17 protein-coding genes are annotated in these 17,328 nt (G+C 55.4%); 6 read left to right on the top strand and 11 right to left on the bottom strand.

Annotation, left to right across the window (positions count from 1 at the left end):
- Positions 1-14 precede the first annotated feature (14 nt).
- Complete coding sequence (locus QQL54_RS07470; protein WP_284389201.1) at positions 15-1,844, bottom strand: aminopeptidase P family protein; 1,830 nt, start codon at positions 1,842-1,844, stop codon at positions 15-17.
- 624 nt (positions 1,845-2,468) lie between these two features.
- Here QQL54_RS07470 and QQL54_RS07465 point away from each other — a divergent pair.
- A complete protein-coding gene (locus QQL54_RS07465) occupies positions 2,469-2,597 on the top strand; it encodes a hypothetical protein (RefSeq protein WP_284389199.1) in 129 nt (42 codons plus the stop codon).
- Here the strand turns inward: QQL54_RS07465 and QQL54_RS07460 are convergent.
- Together QQL54_RS07460 and QQL54_RS07455 are read right to left on the bottom strand one after the other, a co-directional pair.
- Positions 2,594-3,445, bottom strand: coding sequence for a 50S ribosomal protein L11 methyltransferase (locus QQL54_RS07460; RefSeq protein ID WP_284389196.1), 852 nt, complete (start codon positions 3,443-3,445; stop codon positions 2,594-2,596). The genes QQL54_RS07465 and QQL54_RS07460 overlap by 4 nt on opposite strands.
- A gap of 4 nt (positions 3,446-3,449) precedes the next feature.
- Positions 3,450-5,810: an ATP-dependent helicase gene (locus QQL54_RS07455; RefSeq protein WP_284389194.1), complete on the bottom strand. Its 2,361-nt coding sequence runs from the start codon at positions 5,808-5,810 to the stop codon at positions 3,450-3,452.
- 86 nt (positions 5,811-5,896) lie between these two features.
- Between QQL54_RS07455 and QQL54_RS07450 the strand changes: the two genes are divergently transcribed.
- The 3 genes from QQL54_RS07450 to QQL54_RS07440 are packed head-to-tail and all read left to right on the top strand — an operon-like array spanning position 5,897 to position 8,459.
- Positions 5,897-6,325: an iron-sulfur cluster assembly scaffold protein gene (locus QQL54_RS07450; RefSeq protein WP_284389192.1), complete on the top strand. Its 429-nt coding sequence runs from the start codon at positions 5,897-5,899 to the stop codon at positions 6,323-6,325.
- Complete coding sequence (locus tag QQL54_RS07445; RefSeq protein ID WP_284389191.1) at positions 6,322-8,007, top strand: hypothetical protein; 1,686 nt, start codon at positions 6,322-6,324, stop codon at positions 8,005-8,007. The genes QQL54_RS07450 and QQL54_RS07445 overlap by 4 nt, the downstream gene beginning before the upstream one ends.
- 53 nt (positions 8,008-8,060) lie before the next feature.
- Positions 8,061-8,459, top strand: coding sequence for an ExbD/TolR family protein (locus QQL54_RS07440; protein ID WP_284389189.1), 399 nt, complete (start codon positions 8,061-8,063; stop codon positions 8,457-8,459).
- Here QQL54_RS07440 and QQL54_RS07435 read toward each other — a convergent pair.
- Entirely contained in the window at positions 8,443-8,961 is a 519-nt protein-coding gene (locus QQL54_RS07435) for an SRPBCC family protein (protein ID WP_284389187.1), read from the bottom strand. The genes QQL54_RS07440 and QQL54_RS07435 overlap by 17 nt on opposite strands.
- 236 nt (positions 8,962-9,197) lie before the next feature.
- On the opposite strand from QQL54_RS07435, the gene QQL54_RS07430 reads away from it, so the two are divergent.
- Entirely contained in the window at positions 9,198-9,587 is a 390-nt protein-coding gene (locus QQL54_RS07430; RefSeq protein WP_284389185.1) for a hypothetical protein, read from the top strand.
- A gap of 119 nt (positions 9,588-9,706) precedes the next feature.
- Positions 9,707-9,871 carry a DUF1328 domain-containing protein gene (locus tag QQL54_RS07425; RefSeq protein WP_284389182.1) on the top strand — a complete coding sequence of 55 codons (165 nt, stop codon included), beginning with the start codon at positions 9,707-9,709 and terminating at the stop codon, positions 9,869-9,871.
- Positions 9,872-9,934: 63 nt separating this feature from the next.
- On the opposite strand, the gene QQL54_RS07420 is transcribed toward QQL54_RS07425, so the two are convergent.
- From QQL54_RS07420 to smc, 7 genes are all read right to left on the bottom strand, one after another.
- Positions 9,935-10,975, bottom strand: coding sequence for a DUF547 domain-containing protein (locus tag QQL54_RS07420; protein ID WP_284389179.1), 1,041 nt, complete (start codon positions 10,973-10,975; stop codon positions 9,935-9,937).
- Between the two features lie 212 nt (positions 10,976-11,187).
- Positions 11,188-11,709 carry a F0F1 ATP synthase subunit B family protein gene (locus tag QQL54_RS07415; RefSeq protein WP_284389177.1) on the bottom strand — a complete coding sequence of 174 codons (522 nt, stop codon included), beginning with the start codon at positions 11,707-11,709 and terminating at the stop codon, positions 11,188-11,190.
- A 5-nt stretch (positions 11,710-11,714) separates the two neighbouring features.
- Complete coding sequence (locus tag QQL54_RS07410) at positions 11,715-12,248, bottom strand: F0F1 ATP synthase subunit B family protein (RefSeq protein WP_284389175.1); 534 nt, start codon at positions 12,246-12,248, stop codon at positions 11,715-11,717.
- 37 nt (positions 12,249-12,285) lie between these two features.
- A complete protein-coding gene (locus tag QQL54_RS07405; RefSeq protein WP_284389173.1) occupies positions 12,286-12,510 on the bottom strand; it encodes a F0F1 ATP synthase subunit C in 225 nt (74 codons plus the stop codon).
- 46 nt (positions 12,511-12,556) lie between these two features.
- A complete protein-coding gene (locus tag QQL54_RS07400) occupies positions 12,557-13,306 on the bottom strand; it encodes a F0F1 ATP synthase subunit A (RefSeq protein ID WP_284389171.1) in 750 nt (249 codons plus the stop codon).
- Between the two features lie 11 nt (positions 13,307-13,317).
- Complete coding sequence (locus QQL54_RS07395; protein ID WP_284389169.1) at positions 13,318-13,686, bottom strand: AtpZ/AtpI family protein; 369 nt, start codon at positions 13,684-13,686, stop codon at positions 13,318-13,320.
- Between the two features lie 195 nt (positions 13,687-13,881).
- On the bottom strand, positions 13,882-17,325 hold the full coding sequence (gene smc, locus QQL54_RS07390) for a chromosome segregation protein SMC (RefSeq protein ID WP_284389167.1): 3,444 nt from the start codon (positions 17,323-17,325) through the stop codon (positions 13,882-13,884).
- Positions 17,326-17,328 lie beyond the last annotated feature (3 nt).

The following is a 17,328-nucleotide window of genomic DNA, read 5'->3' as shown; positions in this document are numbered from 1 at the left end:
CGACACGTCTCTCTCTAGAGCGGCGCGCAGGCCTCGCTCAGCCAAGCGGAGACGTTTTCGTCCAGTTCTGGCCCGATCTCTTTGATTACGCGGGCGTGATAGTCATCGACATATTGGCGTTCCGCGCGGGTGAGCATATCCGTGTCGATCAGGGCGCGATGTAGCGGCGCCAGCGTCAGCGTGTGGAAGCCAAGCATCGGGCGTTCGCCGCCGGGAATGTCTGTGGCCTCGGTCACATATTGCAGGTTCTCAATTCGGATCCCGTATTCACCTTCTTTATAGAAGCCGGGCTCGTTGGATACGATCATGCCGGGTTCAAGCGCGACGGTGTTCGGTGTTTTGGAAATGCGTTGCGGACCTTCATGCACGCCAAGGAACACGCCAACCCCGTGACCTGTGCCGTGGTCGTAATCCAGCCCCGCTTGCCAGAGCGGATGACGCGCAAGGGCATCGAGATTTGATCCCGTTGTGCCGACAGGAAAACGCACGACCGCGAGCGCGATATGACCTTGTAGCACCAGCGTATAATGTTCGCGCATCGTCTGTGTCGCATTGCCGATGGGGACGGTCCGCGTGACGTCTGTTGTGCCGTCAACATATTGTGCGCCACTATCGACCAGATAGAGCGTGCCGGGGGCGAGGGGCAGAGTCGTGGCCGTATTGACGCGGTAATGACAATGCGCGCCATTGGACCCCGCGCCGGAGATGGTTTCAAAAGACAAATCTTTGAGTTCGCCCGTGGCGTGGCGGAATGTCTCTAGCTTTACGGCGGCGTCGATCTCGTCATACTCGCCGGATTGAGCCTCCGTATCCAGCCAGTGCAGAAAGCGGATCAATGGAACCGCGTCGCGGCGATGAGCGGTCTCAGTGCCACGGAGTTCCGCCTGTGATTTTTTAGCTTTTGGCAGCGCGACAGGGTCCTGCTGGGCTAGAACGGTTGCCCCGGCGGCTTTGAGTTGTTGTGAGTGCCAAGCGGAGCTGGTGACCGGGTCAACCATCACCGTCTTGCCCGACCAGTTGGTGAGGTCGTCCGCTAGCTTGGTCTCATCTGTCACGCTGACTTCATTGCCAAGATGGGCGTGCACCGTGTCCGATAGCTTATCCGGGTCGGTATAAAGGGTCACACGACCCTCAGCGTCGATAACGGCATTGGCCAGCATGAGTGGCGTGCAGCGCACGTCAGACCCGCGCAGGTTCAGCAGCCAGGCGATAGAGGCCGGCGCCGTAATCATCGCCGCATCGGCATTGGCATGCGCAATGGCGCGTCCTATGTCAGCGCGCTTCTCAGCGTGGCTTTTCCCGGCCAGTGCGTCAGGCTGAATGACGACAGCGCCCTTCGGCGCAGCGGGTCGGTCAGCCCAAGCTGTATCGATCGGGTTGGTCTCAAGCGAAATAAGCTCCGCGCCTGCGCCCGTGACAGCTTTGCGGATGGCGGCGATAGCTTTCGGCGGGTGAAGTTTTGGATCGAAACCAATCTTTTCACCTTCGCGAAGATTGTTCCGTAGCCATTTGTCGATGCCGTCTTCTAATCTGACATAGTCAAACAGCGCGCCTTCGACTTGGGCGCGGACTTGTAGCGTATAACGGCCATCGGTGAACATGGCGGCACGGTCACCAAGCACGACGGCCGCACCCGCCGACCCTGTAAAGCCGGTCGCCCACATCAACCGCTCATTATGAGCGGGCAGATATTCGTTATTATATTCATCTTCATGCGGGATCAGAAACCCGTCCAATTCCAGCCTATTCAATTCGCCCCGAAGCAGAGGGAGGTTGGCGCGACCCATTTGCGGGCCGCCCACAACGTCGAAGGTTTGGATGGTCTGTATTGCTGTTTGGCTCATGGGCTCAACCTAGGCGCTTTCAAAGCATAGGGAAAGCGACGCCCTGAAAATCCGCAGCATAAGTCTAACAAAGGTCAAACGAGCCCGCGAAATAGGCGTTCGATCAAGAAGTCCTAACACTCAACTAACGAAGTCGCGGGGTTCCACCCATTTTTGCATAGCTCCGTTGGCACACTGTTGGTTCAGGTTAACAGACTGCTTCCCTACATGAAGGCCAATGAAGAAAAGTAAGGCCTGTCGATAAGGATGGGCCAGTTAAAAGAGGAAAAGACGAGATGTCTTATCAGTTCGATGCGAGCCAATTGCGCACGCGAAATCAAACCCAAACTAAAGTCGGCGGCGATGTTTCTGCTACCCGCCTTCTGGCCCGCCGTACGGTCCGCCAAAATCGCCGGGCACAACGCGCGCTCTAAAGCCGCTCACTCCGATCCATCGTTCACACGATGACAAAGGCTCGAACCTCTGGTTCGGGCCTTTTTTTATTCTGAAAAGTGATCATGCATTCATAAGTGAATGAAATACGCACAAAACATGTGACTATGAATGGATTGGATGTTGTTGCATACGGATTTCAGTCAGAATGCCACCGTCTGAAACGGCATTCGTTCATAGAAAGAAAGCCCCATGGCCTATTCATTCGATACCAAAACGCTTCTCGAAACATCGACCCCCCTTGGTCGTCTGCCGAGCAGTCCCCGCCTCCTGTCTCGCCGTATCAAACGTCGGGCACGTCGTAACGTTCGGAACTTCTAGACTCTCGTCGCGAGCAATGAAGTCCAGCCGTCGAGGCTGGGCTTTGTCATCACTGAGAGGCCGCAGGCCCTAAAAGCCTCTGCCACCCATTCAGCCTGTTCGTCGAGAATGCCTGAGAGAACCGCGATTGCGCCAGGCTTCATCGCGGACTCAATATCTGGGGCGAGTTCTCTCAAGGGTCCTGCCAAAATATTGGCGATGATGAGGTCGAACTGGAGACCCTTTAATTGAGGGGCGTGAAACCCATCGGCGGCAAGGCTATCAAATTGAGTGTCGTTCAATTCGGCATTCTGGTCCGCCACGTCCACCGCAATTGGATCAATATCCGTCGCTAAGAGGTCCGCGGTCGGCCAGAGCTTTGCCGCTGCAATCGCTAGAATACCGGCTCCCGTTCCTAAATCGAGAATGCTTGTTGGCTGACGGCCTTCCGCTTCAAGCGCATCGAGCATCAGCAGACAGCCTTTCGTCGTGCCGTGATGGCCCGTGCCAAAGGCTTGTCCGGCGTCGACGAGGATGGGAGTCTTTCCGTCAACATTGGGCGCATCATGGCTGCCGTGAACGACAAACCGTCCGGCATGGATCGGCGGTAGGCCCGACTGGCTCAGCCCAACCCAATCCGTATCAGGCAGTTGCGCAACACTGGCTTCAAGCTCCGGTGGGAGTTGGTTACGTGCCATTTTGGCTTCTGCTTCCCCTTCGTACAGCGCTTGAACGCTGACAGTGTCTGGACCGTTGTCAAAAATTGAAACGGCCAGCGCTTCTGTAAGATCGTCAAAACCTAACTGCTCGGCAATATCATATCCGACATTGCGTAGCGCGAGAACGGTCAGGGCGAAGGGGGATGACATCAGGCTAAACCTCAGAGGCGCGTTGCACGAAACCGTCCAGTACCATTTTTTCGCCGGCCTTTTCGAAGTCGACAGTGAGCTTGGTGCCGTCGGTTTCTAGAACGGCCCCATAGCCGAACTTGGTGTGGAAGACCCGCTCACCGACATTATAATTCGAAACCTTGCCTTTGGCTGGGCGGCGCACGGCGTGACCTTCAATATCCTTGGGGGCGCGGCCGAATCTCTGATCCTTATTTTTCTGGAAGCGTTGCCAACCCGGTGATGTGCGCCCTGAATCTTGCGCGCGAGCGAAGCTTCGTCCAAAATCTTCCTGCACGCGATCGGTGATCCGTGACGGGTTATATTGCCCGGCTTCGCTTTCCACATCCACGTGCTGGATCGGGAGTTCATCGACAAAGCGTGAGGGTAGAGAGGATTGCCAAGACCCATAGACTTGACGATTGGCAGCGAAATAAATTTTCGCCATTTCACGAGCTCGGGTGATGCCGACATAGGCAAGTCGGCGTTCTTCTTCTAAACCCGCCATCCCGCTTTCGTCCAAAGAGCGCTGGCTCGGAAATGTGCCTTCCTCCCAACCGGGTAGGAAGACGAGCGGGAACTCTAACCCTTTGGCGGAGTGGAGCGTCATGAGGCTGATTTCGTCTTCCTGTGGTCCTGATTCCACATCCAGAACGAGGCTGACATGTTCCATATACGCTTCGAGCGTGTCGAACTCGCCCATGGCGATGATGAGCTCTTTGAGGTTGTCTAATCGGCCTTGGGATTTCGCATCTTTATTGTCGCGCCACATCTGGGTGTAGCCCGACTCGTCGAGGATGCGTTCGGCCATTTCTGTATGTTTGGTGTCTTCCGCTTCGCGGCGCCAGCGGTCCACGTCGAGCAAAAAAGCACGAAGCGCCGAGCGGGCCTTGCCGCGGATTTCATCAGTACGAATGATCGTCCGGGTCGCATGTTCCAGTGACACATTCATCGAACGCGCCGCTTGCTGCAATTTGCTAATGCTGGTGGCACCAATGCCGCGCTTAGGTGTGTTGACGATACGTTCGAAAGCGAGGTCATCCGTATCCGAGCGCAACACACGAAGATAGGCGTGGGCATCGCGGATTTCCGCCCGCTCGAAGAAGCGGGGCCCGCCAATGACACGGTATGGAAGACCGAGTTGGATGAACCGTTCCTCGAAATTTCGCATCTGCCGGGATGCGCGTACGAGGATCGCGACATCATTATAGGATCGGCCTTTGGATTTCCAATTCTCGATCTCGCCCGCAATGATGCGCGCTTCGGCCGGGCCATCCCAGACACCTGTGACGCTGACCTTGTGGCCACCTGCATCCTCGGTCCAGAGCGTCTTACCAAGACGGTCTTTATTGGCGGCGATTAGCCCCGAAGCGGCCCCCAGAATATGTTCGGTAGAGCGGTAATTTCGTTCTAGGCGGATGACCTTTGCACCTGGGAAATCCTGCTCAAACCGCAGAATGTTATCAACTTCTGCGCCGCGCCAACCATAGATGGACTGATCATCATCGCCCACGCAGCAGACATTGTTAGAGCCCTGCGCCAGTAGTCTGAGCCAAAGATACTGCGCGACATTCGTATCCTGATACTCATCCACCAACAGGTAGCGGAAGCGTTCGTGATAGCGTTTCAATACGTCCGGATGTTTCTGGAAGATCGTGATATTGTGGAGCAGCAAGTCGCCAAAATCGACGGCGTTCAGTACGGTGAGGCGGCTCTGATAGGTCTTATAGAGTTCAATCCCTTTGCCATCAGCAAAGGCGAAGCCATCATCTGCGCCGAGCTTGTCCGGGGTTAGCCCCTTATTCTTCCAGCCATCAATCAGTGCGGCAAGATAGCGCGCCGTCCAGCGTTTTTCGTCAATGCCGGCGGCTTTGATAATTTGCTTCAGCAAACGTATTTGGTCATCCGTATCAAGAATGGTGAAGCTGGATTTCAAATTGACCAACTCGGAGTGGATGCGGAGTATTTTCGCAGCGATGGAGTGAAATGTCCCGAGCCAAGGCAGACCTTCAACCTCTTCGCCCATCGTCTTCCCGACCCGTTCGCGCATTTCCCGCGCAGCCTTGTTGGTAAAGGTGACGGACAAAATCTGACTTGGGTAAGCGAGACGGTTATTGAGGATATGCGCCAGCCGTGTGGTGAGAACGCGCGTTTTACCGGTGCCAGCTCCGGCGAGGACCAAGAGCGGCCCATCCGTACTCATTACTGCTTCGAGTTGTTCCGGGTTCAGCCCAGAAAGATAGTCGGCATCTGTGCTGACGGACCGCACAGGCATCGCGCGTGCGGAGATCGAGCCTGATTGGGTTGGCGCAGGCGGCGCAGGTCGGAACGAATCGGAACGGCTCATACTGACTGGAACATAGGGGCAACGCCAAGGCGTGGCGAGGGTTCGGGGTGGTTTACCTCAGCCGATGCTATGCCTAAACGATGGCCATGCTCGGTAGCCTATACAGTACGGACATTTTGACGCTCTCCAGCACGCTGGAAAATAAGGCGCTCGATCATCCTGACGGCACGGCCCGCAAGGTCAGCAAAATGTGTGGATCATGGGTCGAGATTGATATCGCAATGAATGGCGATGAGATTTCCGATGTGGCCCTGCGTGTCCAAGCGTGCGCGCTGGGGCAAGCAAGCGCGGCGATCCTCAAAGAACAGATCGTCGGGTCGACCTTGGCGGCGTTGATAGAGGCACGGGATGGTCTCCGCGCGATGTTAAAGGATGACGGACCTGCGCCAACAGGACGGTTTGGCCGGCTTGTACTATTGGAAGGGGTTCGCGCCTATCCGGCCCGTCATCAGAGCACGATGTTAGCGTTTGAGGCGGCGGTTGAGGCTGTCGAAATAGCTATGGGGAAGACATGAGACAGTTTTCAGTCGTCATGATTGGTGCCCTCTTTGGGTGCGCTCAAATTGGACCAAACGCCGTACCATTGTCGAACGACGTGATAGAGGTCGAGACAGCCTCGGTTTTCACTATGGACTATCGTGGGCCAGAGGTTGGAGAGTCAGCGTCGACCTTCACGGATTACCGTTACTGGCTGGAGGTCACTCACAAAGGTTCTGGTGAGAAAACGAGGGTCGAAGGCTATTTCGCTGCCGATGGCGACGCTGCGAATAGCGGGGCGAATCGCGGATCGCTGTGGCGGGCCAATCTGGTTCTTGAGCAGCCGGGTTCGCACGATGTTACGCAGTATTTCTGCTCCGGGACAAACGTGGCGCTGGACGGTTGCGACGGCGACCGAGTCAGGTCGCGGCAGGTGACATTCATAGACGGCTCTGATGTAGCCCTAACGAAGAGACGCCTAACCTTGACCCAAGGGGCGACGCGGTATCTGGAACAAGGGGATGCTCCCTTCGTCAAAACAGGAGCGGGATCGCCAGAAAACATCCTTGCTTACGCTGACTTTGACGGAACCTATGATGCGGGGGGGACTCCGTTCCCAGCACTTGCTAAGGATCAGCTTCACGCGTTTGAACCGCATTTGAAGGATGCCCGCCCGGATGATCCAGCATGGGGGAATGGCAAGGGTGCGGCGCTCCTCGGTCTATTCAACTATTACGAAGAGGTCGGCGTTAATTCGCAATATCTCGTTGCAATGAATATTCACGGCGATGGCTGGGACGTGTCGCCATGGGTATCGCATGATGATCCCTACGTTTTTGATGTCTCTAAGCTCGCGCAGTGGCGAACGGTCTTCGAGCACGCGAATGAACGCGGCGTTGCGATCCACTTCTTCTTCACTGAGACTGAGAATGAGAGCTTTTTCGAAGCCCATGACGGCCTAACCATCGGCGAGGGTTTTGCCCCGTCCCGTAAACTCTTTTACCGTGAGATGGTGGCACGCTTTGGCCACTTACCAATGATCATTTGGAATCTGGGCGAGGAAAATGGCGTTGCCGGTAATTCAGGCGATGATCCATATCGGCAGCCCACAAGTCCGGTTCAGCGTATGGCTTTTGCAGACTATATTGATCAGCTCGACTACCGAGACCATGCCGTCGTTAGTCATAACTGGCCCGACGAAGAAGAAGCAATTTACGGGCCGAAACTCGGCCATCCGAGCTTCTCCGGTATCAGCCTTCAGGCGCATCACAACTATTTCGACAAGGCTATGGAATGGACGCAGCGCTCAGCTGCCGCTGATCGCCCTTGGATGGTGTCTGTTGATGAGCCCCTCGGCTGGGAGTTTGGGGCGCGGCCTGATGCAGACGTTGATCGGCGCGATGAAATTCTAACGGTTTTGTGGCCATCCTTGCTTGGCGGCGCGACGGGGGTTGAATGGTATTTTGGTTGGCAAAATAATGCGCCAACGTCGGATCTTTCGAGTGAAGACCAACGCTCTCGTGACCGCCTCTGGCGGACTAGCGCGAAAGTGCGGACGTTTTTCGAAGGCTTACCTTTGACCAAGATGAGCTCACGTCGCGATGGCGAGATGATGATTTTGGAAGGTGAGGGCTACCGCCTCGCCATGACAGACGGGTCTGTCGTCTACACAGCACCAAACAAAGCACCGAGAACGATCGATCCGTTTAGTCCAGAGTAGAAACTTCCCTTATTTGCGATGATATGTTATACTATCCTATGAAATAGGAGGGTATGATGAGGCGACAGTTGCGAAGACGAGAAGACGAAGCCGCAGTCGACATGACGCCGATGTTGGATCTGGTATTCATAATGTTGATTTTCTTCATAGTGTCGGCGGTGTTCCTTAATGAGTCGGGTCTCGCTTTGGCGGAAACGCCGAACACTAATCCGCCGGGAAGCTCTGTTCAGACGATCCTTGTCCAACTGGATGCGCTTGATGGAGCTTTCATTGATGGAACCCGCGTTAATCTGATAGCCATTCCGTCTCGCGTTCAAACCTTGCGTGCGCAAGCACCCGAAGCGATTGTTTCGGTTCATGCTCAATCAGGGACGAGTGTCGATGCGGTTGTGTTCTTGAAGGATCAAATGGACGCGGCATCGATTCCTGTTTCGATCAAAGTCCAGAAATAGCTTTTGAATCGCGATAGAGTTCCAGAACGGCCGGCCAAGTTTTGACGAAATAGTTGCGGCCTTGATCCCAATCCTCGCCGATGCCGAAACCCGTATGGAAGAGGCGCACGCGCGTTGTGTCGGCATCGACAGGCTCAAACAGGATTTGCACCGTCGTTAGATGCGGGCGGATCTCTGGCATATAGGGCGGCATGGCCCAAGTGAAACTGAGCATCTCGTCGGGTTGGATCGCTAATATCCGACCGTCATCATTGCCGCATGACCCTTTCGGGGCCTCTAGCGAGAAGCAGAGCTCATACATCCCGCCAGGCTTGGCTTCGATGGTGGCTTGCGGCGCAAAGAATGCCTCGATGCCGTCAGCAGTCGTCCAGTCTGAAAAGACGTCAGCCTGGTTTGCGTCTACCGTTATCTCTTCATAGATCATGGGTCGAAGTTGAGCATTGGCCGTAGTGCCCGTCGACAGGACCGAACCGAGTCCGAGAATCGCATGTATCAGTTTCATAGTGGCCTCGCAGAAGGATTTGTAATGTTGCCTTACCATGACCTTACAGGATCATGGCGATTTTGGACAATCACAGGGCGTAGGACAATGGGCATGAGGTGCTGAATGCGACCGGAATATGGCCATGTCAGCCCGTCGAAATCATGAAATGCTGGTAAGTTGAGCTCTGGTTCGAATGCCCCCACGTCTGTCTCATCGCTTGGGGGTGACGGCATCGACCAATCAAGGAGAGAGACATGCCTTTTCCAACTAAACTAATCACAGACACGGTTCTTTTGGCCGCGCTTTGCACAGCTTCAGTCGCATACGCTCAAGACGATATGGACACGTCAGATGCGCTCCGCGCAGAAACGGTCGTCACGCAAGAGCAGGTGAGGACGTTCATGGTGTCCGCCGATATTGACGAAGACGGCATGCTCAACGTGGACGAGTTCAAAAGCTTTACGGTTGCACTCGCCGACGCGGGTGATGTGGATGCCCGAACGCTTATTCTATCCGGGAAATACAAGACGCGTTTCACCGAATTGGATCATGATAAGGACGGTCTTCTGACATCAACTGAAATGCTGACCAAGCCAGTCGATCCTATGGAAATGAATCCAGAGCCGGATATGGATGACGAATAGGCCGCACAAGACGATTGAGCGGCAAGCTTAAAATCATTGAAATGATGGGAACGAATTAGCCTGTCCGACCGTTAATGAAACAAGAGCAATATCGCTTGAACATTTTCTGGGAGAGACCAATGCTTCGTTGGGCCATCATTTTCTTTGTAATCGCTATCGTCGCCGCCGTTCTCGGTTTTGGCGGAATCGCTGGTGCCGCATCTGGCATCGCACAGCTTCTATTCTTCGTGTTTATCGTGCTGTTCGTGATCGGACTGATCATGCACCTGGTTCGCAAAGCTTAGATTGGCTGAATAGCAAAGTGAGAAAGCCCTGGACGAAAGTCCGGGGCTTTTTTGTGTCTGGTGCTACGGAGATTCTCTCTCTTGAGGCTCTTCAGTATCCTCATCGACGGTCTGTATATCCGTAATCGTCACCGATCCGAGAAGCCCACGCTGACGGATTTTATCCATTTTCTGACGTTGCTCCGAGATCGCTCGTTGAAGGGTAGATGATATGGTTGTGTTGCCCAAACGACTTTGAGACTGCACATTGCTGATGGGGCGCCAATCCGCATCGCCTTTCGTCAAATCCGCAGTCGCCTTTTCGTAAGTCATGGTCGTTAGAGTGCCATTGGATGCCTCTAACTGATCGCGCACATCTGATGACATAAGCGAAGATAAATGTTTCCGTAGATCAGTCTCGAAATCTGGGAAGAGGTAGGGGGCTGCATCCCGATAGTGGCGCGAAATGCGTGCTTTGCGTCCATCAAGATGGAACGCCCGGAGAGAATTCACAAACTCATTGGCGGAAAATCTAAGCGTATCATCGAGGTTTCCGGCAGTGAAGGCTTTCCGTTGGATCGATGGAGATCCGATATCGCCGTGGAAAAATCCGTAAATGACCATCGGGTCTGACCAATTTCGGTAAACTATGTCTTCGCGGATATTGCGCAGAGACAGCGCCACACCGTGGATGGTTACGCGTTTCGTATCGTGGAATGGAAGACCATCAGCCCCTTTCAATCGGGACGGAGCCCCGGTTGGATATTGATCAGCAATCGCTTGGATTACCAACGCATTGTGAATGTTGAGCCAGTAAGAGAGCTGCTCTTTCCGGGACAAAGCCGGAAGATCCAGGCGATTTCCGATCCTGACGAGGTCATTCGTATAGTCTGTGATGTATGATTTAAACTCATCGCCAAATGTTTCGAACACGACTCTGTTGCCTTCGAGCCGATAGGGGGAAACATGACCGTGTACGAAACGTGTTCCAACTACGGGGAGGGGTTTCGGCGCGCGTTGTCGAAGACTTAGTCCCGCATAATAGACCATCTCTTTGAGCAATTGGTCCCAGACCGTGTAATCAATTTGTGTGGGTATAGAGGGTCTCGGTACAAACCGACCCATATCTGTTGAAGCGGAATATGAAGAGGAAGAGCCAACAGTAGGTGCGCTAAGAGACTGCGCTGAGGCAGTCACAGCAGACAGAGTCGATAGGGACAGGGTAAGGGCGATTGTAACGGGGAGTCTAAGCATACCCCCTAAGACCACAGATGTAGTCGACGATAAAGTTACATTATCGAAATTCGATAATGTTAACCCGTACAAATAGGTCGAAGTTAGTTTAGCGCACCGCTGATTTGCGTCACGCCGTCTTTGAATAGGCGTGTTTTGTCTGCGGCTGTCAGCTCTGTGCGGATTAGATCTGCGGCGGCGTCAACCGCAAGATCTGCAGCCCGAGACCGAACTTCAGCGAGGGCTTGGGCTTCGGCTGAGGCGATCTTGGCTTCGGCTTGCGCGGCGCGGCGTTGCAGCCGCTCGGTTAGGTCGGCGCGCGCCTTAGTCGCCATAGCTTCGGCATCACGACGTGCACGATCGACGATGTCTTCGGCTAATTCTTCGGCTTCTGCCTGACGGCGTTGATAGGATGCGAGAAGCGTTTGCGCTTCCTCGCGAAGGCGGCGGGCTTCGTCGAGTTCGTCGCGAATGGCGTCGGCCCGTCCGTCGAGAGCGCTACCCATGGCTTTAAAGCCACCCTTCCAAGCAACGATAGCAAAGAAGAGAAGGACTGGGACAAGAACCCAGAATTCGGATGCGAGGTACCAGGCCTTACCGCCTGCCATGATGAGGTTTGCGGTCATGTTGATCACGCCTTCTTCACCGCTGCTTTAAGCGCTGCATCCGTTACGGTTTTGCCCGTCAATTTCGTCACTAGTGCGCCCGCAACATCTGAAGCCACAGCATCGATGTTAGAGAGTGCTGTCTGCTTGATCTCACGAATGCGCGTTTCCGCCAGCTGGCTTTCACGGTCAGCCTCGGCATCGGCGGCATCCAGTTCAGTCTGGATTTCGGCGTCGAGAGATTGGCGCGTGCTTTCAGCAACGTTAGAGGCTTTCGCCCGCGCGTCCCGCAGCGATTGTTCATAAGCCTTTTCGGCCTCTTCGGCTTCGAGCTTCATCCGCGACGCACTGTCGAGATCGTCGGCGATCCGGTCGGTCCGGTTGCCAATCGTATCCCGCAGATTGGGGAGGATGAAACGCGAAAGCGCAAAGTAAAGAACCGCAAAGGTCAAGACGAGCCAGAATATCTGGCTTGTCCAAGTGGAGATGTCGAGTTGCGGCAGTCCGCTCGCAGCCTCAGCTGCGTGCTCACCGTCAATATAGGTCGTCTCGGCCGCCATGGCGTCGATCTCCGTCAGTCAGTCGTCAGGGCTGTTCTTACGAGAACAGGATGATCATTGCGAGAACGAAGCCGAACAGGCCCGTCGCTTCGCAAAGGGCAAAGCCCAGCAGCAAGTTGGTGCGTTGACCAGCAGCCGCAGAAGGATTGCGCAGAGCACCTTCAAGATATTTCGAGAAGATTGAACCGATACCAATACCGGCACCGATAAGGGCGGTGCCTGCAAGGCCAGCACCAATGAATTTTGCGGCTTCTGCTTCCATGATGGGGTCTCCTAGAGTTGGATAGCTTTGGGTTTACTTGAGAACGTTAGTGTTCGACGTGATAAACGTCGTTGAGATAAACACAGGTCAGGATCGCAAAAACGAAAGCCTGAAGGGCTGCGACAAGGAATTCGAGTGCCACAATTGCAATCGTACCGGCAATCGGCAAGATCGCGCCCAGCGCAGTGACGCCGCCTTTGGCGATGAGATAGGCCGCGAAAATTGCGAAGAGTTTCAGCATTACGTGTCCAGCAACCATGTTCGCGAACAGCCGTACAGCCAGCGTTACAGGGCGGGATAGGAATGAGATAATCTCAATCGGGATAATGATGGCATACATCGGCAAAGGCAGACCAGCTGGTGCAAAAATCTTAAACCACTTGAAGCCGTTCTTCCAGATGCCTGCGACCATGACGATCAGGATCGTAAAAATGGCCATCGCGGCAGTCACAGCGAGATGTGACGTCGTCGTAAAGGCGTAGGGGTTCATGCCAATCAAATTGGCGAACAGAATGAAGAAGAACAGGGCAAAGACGAAAGGCATGAAGCGCATCGCTTCAGGACCAACCGTGTCACGAACCATGTCCGCGATGAATTCATATGAGAGCTCGCCAAGCGATTGCATCCGTCCGGGGATGAGCTTGCCGCGCATCGTCAGAACAAAAAACGCAATTATGGCCAACACGGATGCGACCATCCAGAAGGCAGAGTTCGTCCAAGACACAGTCTGTCCGGCGATCTCGAAAAGATCAACCTGACGGTCGATCTGAAACTGTTCCATGGGTCCGCTAGCCACGTCCCGCTCCTTCAGTCTTCATCATCCAATTCAGGAAGGGCTTCACCTTTGGGGATGTGCGCTGTCTTCGCGTCCATGGCATTTGCCGTGCGAAAGACCGTCACAAACCCGGTGGCAATGCCAAACCCAAGCCCAATTAGGAGCCCAATTGGTGCGATCCCGAACAGTTTGTCGATACCCCAACCGAGGAGCATCCCAACCATAACGGACACCAAAAGCTCCGTACTCAATCGCCAAGCCATTCCGAGAAGGGAATTGTCGTCACCATCATCCTTTTTGACCTTCGCTTGGCGACGCGCTGTAGCGGCGGCAAGCTTCTCCTCGAATGCATCGAGGTCGGTCTGAGGGGAGATGTCGGACTGTCCGTTCTGTTTCGGCATGAAAACCAAGCGTTTTTGCTTTAAAGACAGCACCCGGATGGGACCCCTTGAAAGCGCGCGGAACCTAATCAGCAGGTCTCCCGAAGTCAACAGTGGGGTCAGTCATCTAAGTTATTGAAACTAATAAGATAATGAAACAAATATCAGCCTGATTTCATGAGACATGGAATCAGTGCCAAGAGGGTGAGCGACGGCTTACTCAGCCGCAACCAAAGCTTCGGCGCGAGCGAGTTCGACGCTAAGCAGTTGCGAGACGCCTTGTTCGGCCATGGTGACGCCGAACAGGCGGTCCATACGGCTCATCGTGACGGGATTGTGCGTGATGGCGATGAACTTGGTGTTCGTCAGGCGGGACATCTCGTCGAGCACATCGCAATAACGGCCTACATTATAGTCATCCAGCGGGGCATCGACTTCGTCGAGCACGCAAACGGGCGCTGGGTTGGACAGGAAGACGGCGAAAATTAGCGCCGTTGCCGTGAGGGCTTGCTCACCCCCTGACAGCAGGCTCATCGGTTTAAGCGTCTTGCCCGGCGGGCGGGCGAAGACTTCAAGCCCGGCTTCCAGTGGGTCGTCGCTCTCTGTCAGGGACAACCAAGCCTCACCACCACCGAACAACGTGACGAACAATTTGGCGAAATGGCCGTTCACGACATCGAAGGCTTCTAGCAAACGCTGGCGGCCTTCTGTGTTGAGTTCATCAATGCCCTCGCGAAGACGAGCGATCGCCGCGATCAGATCTTCGCGCTCAGTCTTCATGTTTTTGAGCGTCTCTTCCTGCTCCGCCGCTTCTTCATCCGCGCGAAGATTGACGCTCCCAAGCCGTTCGCGTTCGGATGCAAGCCGCTCTAATTTCCGCTCAATGTCGTTTTCCGACAAACCGACGTCTGGCGAAAGCTTGCCAAGATGCTCGGTCAGCTCAGACGGCTGACATTGCAGCGTCTCATTGATCCGTGCCTTAGTCTCGCCGATCCGCTCTTTCGCGGCGACTAGGCGAGCTTCAGCTCCGGCGCGGGCTTCGCGCGCTTCACCAGCCAACCGTTCCAGATCGCGGGCGTGGAGTTCTGCGTCCCGTAACGCGGTCTCAATACCCGACAGCGCATCTGCAGCAGCGTCGCGCCGACTTTCGGCGTCGGCGAGTTCAGCAAAGAGCTTGTTGCGTCGGTCTTCAAACTTGTCTGGGCCTTCGGTTGCGGCGTGATAGTTGATTTCGGTTGCGTCGTGACGTCCCTGCAAGGTCGCGACCCGGTCTGTGGCTTGGGTGCGGCGACGTTCCCAATCGGCACGTTCTGTCTCGACAGCTTTGAGCCGGGTCGTGCGGGCTTCGATAGCGTTGCGGAGCGATCGGTAAGTCGTGTTCTTTTCGTCCGCGTCAGACCGTGCGTCAAAGAGCCGTTCAGACAAGGCTTCACGTTTTGGGACTAACGTATCGTCTTGATCTGAGCCTGCGACGGCGGCTTTGGCGGTGTCTCTTTGTTGGGTGAGCTCTGCAATTTCGATCCGAAGCCGGTCTATTCGTTCTTCGAGAGAGCGTTTCTGCGCGGTTTCGCGCGCAACATCGGTCTCATATTGGGCGACGGCCGCTTGGGCTGCCCGTTCTTTGCGCTCAAGATCCGGTAGCGCGGCTCGCGCCTCAGCGGCAATATCTTTGGCGGTGTTACGACGCGCGCGTGCGGCTTCAAATGTGGTTTGAGCGTTGGCGACCGCCAATTCCGCTGCTTCAATCTCGGCGACCATCTCTTTGAGACGGCCCTGTTGCTTGAGTTTGATGGACGCCGCAGTTTCTGCTCCGGCCTCAACGACAAAACCGTCCCACCGGACAACATGGCCATTCCGTGTGACCAGTCTCTGCCCGGGCTTTAGCTGTGCTGTGAGTTCGGCTGCACTGTCCGTCACGCCAATCTGGCTGAGGCGCGCGGTCAATTCGGACGGCCCGCTCACGAGCTGCGATAACGGCGTCGCGCCTGAAGGTAGCGGTTGGTCGCTCTCAGAGGCGCCAGTCCAGCGCAAGGTGGCGTCTCCGCCCACACCCGCATCCAGGTCTTCCCCCAGAGCGGCGGCCAAAGCAGTCTCGTACCCTTTTTGCACAGTGATAAGCGACAGGGCTGTGGCATGATTACCGGACCCGCGATTGACAATGCGCTCTAGCGCGGCGCGTTCGGATGTCAGTTCGCTGAGCGCTGATTTCGTATCAGAAAGGGCTTCGCGGGCTTGCTGATCCGCTTCGTCGGCTTCGTTTCGAGCCGCAGCAGCTTGGCGTTCCGTTGCTTTTGCGGCTTCTAATGCGTCGAGTGCGTCTTTGGATGAGGCTGCAAACAAATTGGCGGACGTGCCGTCATCCGATGAAATCGCGGCTAGCTTCGCCGTGGCCTCTTCCAGTTCGCGCGCTCGTCCTGACAATCGCCGCTCACTTTGCTCCAACTCACGGGCGGCACTTTCGGCGCGGGCGGTTTGTCCGGCGATCTGTGCGGTGAGCTCATTCATGTCGGCTTCGATTTGGTTGCGAAGGCGCAACGCCACTTCGGCTTCGTCTTGCGCGGCATCAAGCGCGGCTGATTGGTCACCGACAGAGGCGAGATTGTCATATTCGATCTGAAGGCGGGCTTCGGCCGCTTGGGCATCCTCGACGATGCCGCTTTCTCGGACAATGTCAGCGGCAAGCTGCTCAATTTGAGCTTCCAGCTTGCGAATCTCAGACGTGGCCGCTTTTTCGTCGGCGTCTAGGGCTTCCTTTGCCGCGCTTAATCGTGCCAGCACCGCCGCTGCGATCAGTTGTTCTTCTTGTTTAGGTTTGAGATCCCCGGACAGGTTGGCAGCGAGGCGTTGCGCTTCCGTTGCCTTTAGGGCCGTGTCTTGCACATTGGCCTCACAGGCTTTGAGTGCGTCTTGCGCCCCTGCCAGCGTATCGAGCGCTGCGACCCAGCGCTTCAGCCAAAGCAGCGCCCTATATTCATGGATTTCACCTGCAAGCCGTTTGTAACGTGCGGCCTGCCGGGACTGGCGGCGCAGAGACAGGAGCTGGCTTTCGATTTGGGTGAGAATGTCGTCCAAGCGTTCGAGGTTATTCTCCGCCGCCCGCAGTCGGAGTTCCGCCTCGTGGCGCCGCGAATGGAGACCGGAGATACCAGCTGCTTCTTCCAAAACCCGACGCCGATTGGCAGGCTTAGCTGAAATTAGCTCGCTGATCTGGTTTTGACGGACCAGAGCGGGGGAGTTGGCTCCGGTCGAGGCATCCGCGAAGAGCAGTTGCACATCCTTGGCGCGGACCGTTTTGCCATTGATTTTGTAGGTCGAGCCTTTGCCCTTGGTAATGACCCGCATGACTTCGAGTTGATCGGAGTCGTTAAAGGCGGCCGGCGCGACACGCGCACTATTATTGATGCTGAGCGTGACATGCGCTTGGTTGCGTCCGGGACGTTGCCGAGTTCCGGAGAAGATAACGTCTTCCATCTGTGCGCCGCGCATGGCCTTGGCGCTATTGGCCCCCATGACCCAGCGGATCGCTTCCAGCAGGTTGGATTTGCCACAACCATTGGGCCCAACAATACCTGTCAGGCCCGGCTCAATCAGGAAGTCAGTGGGCTCGACAAAGCTCTTAAAGCCCGTCAGCGTGATCTTGTCGAAGACCAGCGAGCCCATAGA

Source organism: Algimonas ampicilliniresistens (assembly GCF_030159955.1).
GTDB lineage: Bacteria > Pseudomonadota > Alphaproteobacteria > Caulobacterales > Maricaulaceae > Litorimonas > Litorimonas ampicilliniresistens.
Note: the sequence above shows the minus strand (reverse complement) of the source record. Positions and strands in the feature narration are given on the sequence as shown.

Excerpts from the sequence above, each read along its gene's own strand:
- QQL54_RS07455 (WP_284389194.1), bottom strand. The coding sequence starts at position 5,810 with ATGAGCCGTTCCGATTCGTTCCGACCTGCGCCGCCTGCGCCAACCCAA.
- QQL54_RS07435 (WP_284389187.1), bottom strand. The coding sequence starts at position 8,961 with ATGAAACTGATACATGCGATTCTCGGACTCGGTTCGGTCCTGTCGACG.
- QQL54_RS07395 (WP_284389169.1), bottom strand. The coding sequence starts at position 13,686 with ATGCCGAAACAGAACGGACAGTCCGACATCTCCCCTCAGACCGACCTC.
- QQL54_RS07460 (WP_284389196.1), bottom strand. The coding sequence starts at position 3,445 with ATGTCATCCCCCTTCGCCCTGACCGTTCTCGCGCTACGCAATGTCGGA.
- QQL54_RS07470 (WP_284389201.1), bottom strand. The coding sequence starts at position 1,844 with ATGAGCCAAACAGCAATACAGACCATCCAAACCTTCGACGTTGTGGGC.
- QQL54_RS07410 (WP_284389175.1), bottom strand. The coding sequence starts at position 12,248 with ATGGCGGCCGAGACGACCTATATTGACGGTGAGCACGCAGCTGAGGCT.
- smc (WP_284389167.1), bottom strand. The coding sequence starts at position 17,325 with ATGGGCTCGCTGGTCTTCGACAAGATCACGCTGACGGGCTTTAAGAGC.
- QQL54_RS07430 (WP_284389185.1), top strand. The coding sequence starts at position 9,198 with ATGCCTTTTCCAACTAAACTAATCACAGACACGGTTCTTTTGGCCGCG.
- QQL54_RS07445 (WP_284389191.1), top strand. The coding sequence starts at position 6,322 with ATGAGACAGTTTTCAGTCGTCATGATTGGTGCCCTCTTTGGGTGCGCT.
- QQL54_RS07415 (WP_284389177.1), bottom strand. The coding sequence starts at position 11,709 with ATGACCGCAAACCTCATCATGGCAGGCGGTAAGGCCTGGTACCTCGCA.
- QQL54_RS07450 (WP_284389192.1), top strand. The coding sequence starts at position 5,897 with ATGCTCGGTAGCCTATACAGTACGGACATTTTGACGCTCTCCAGCACG.
- QQL54_RS07465 (WP_284389199.1), top strand. The coding sequence starts at position 2,469 with ATGGCCTATTCATTCGATACCAAAACGCTTCTCGAAACATCGACCCCC.
- QQL54_RS07425 (WP_284389182.1), top strand. The coding sequence starts at position 9,707 with ATGCTTCGTTGGGCCATCATTTTCTTTGTAATCGCTATCGTCGCCGCC.
- QQL54_RS07440 (WP_284389189.1), top strand. The coding sequence starts at position 8,061 with ATGATGAGGCGACAGTTGCGAAGACGAGAAGACGAAGCCGCAGTCGAC.
- QQL54_RS07420 (WP_284389179.1), bottom strand. The coding sequence starts at position 10,975 with ATGGGTCGGTTTGTACCGAGACCCTCTATACCCACACAAATTGATTAC.
- QQL54_RS07405 (WP_284389173.1), bottom strand. The coding sequence starts at position 12,510 with ATGGAAGCAGAAGCCGCAAAATTCATTGGTGCTGGCCTTGCAGGCACC.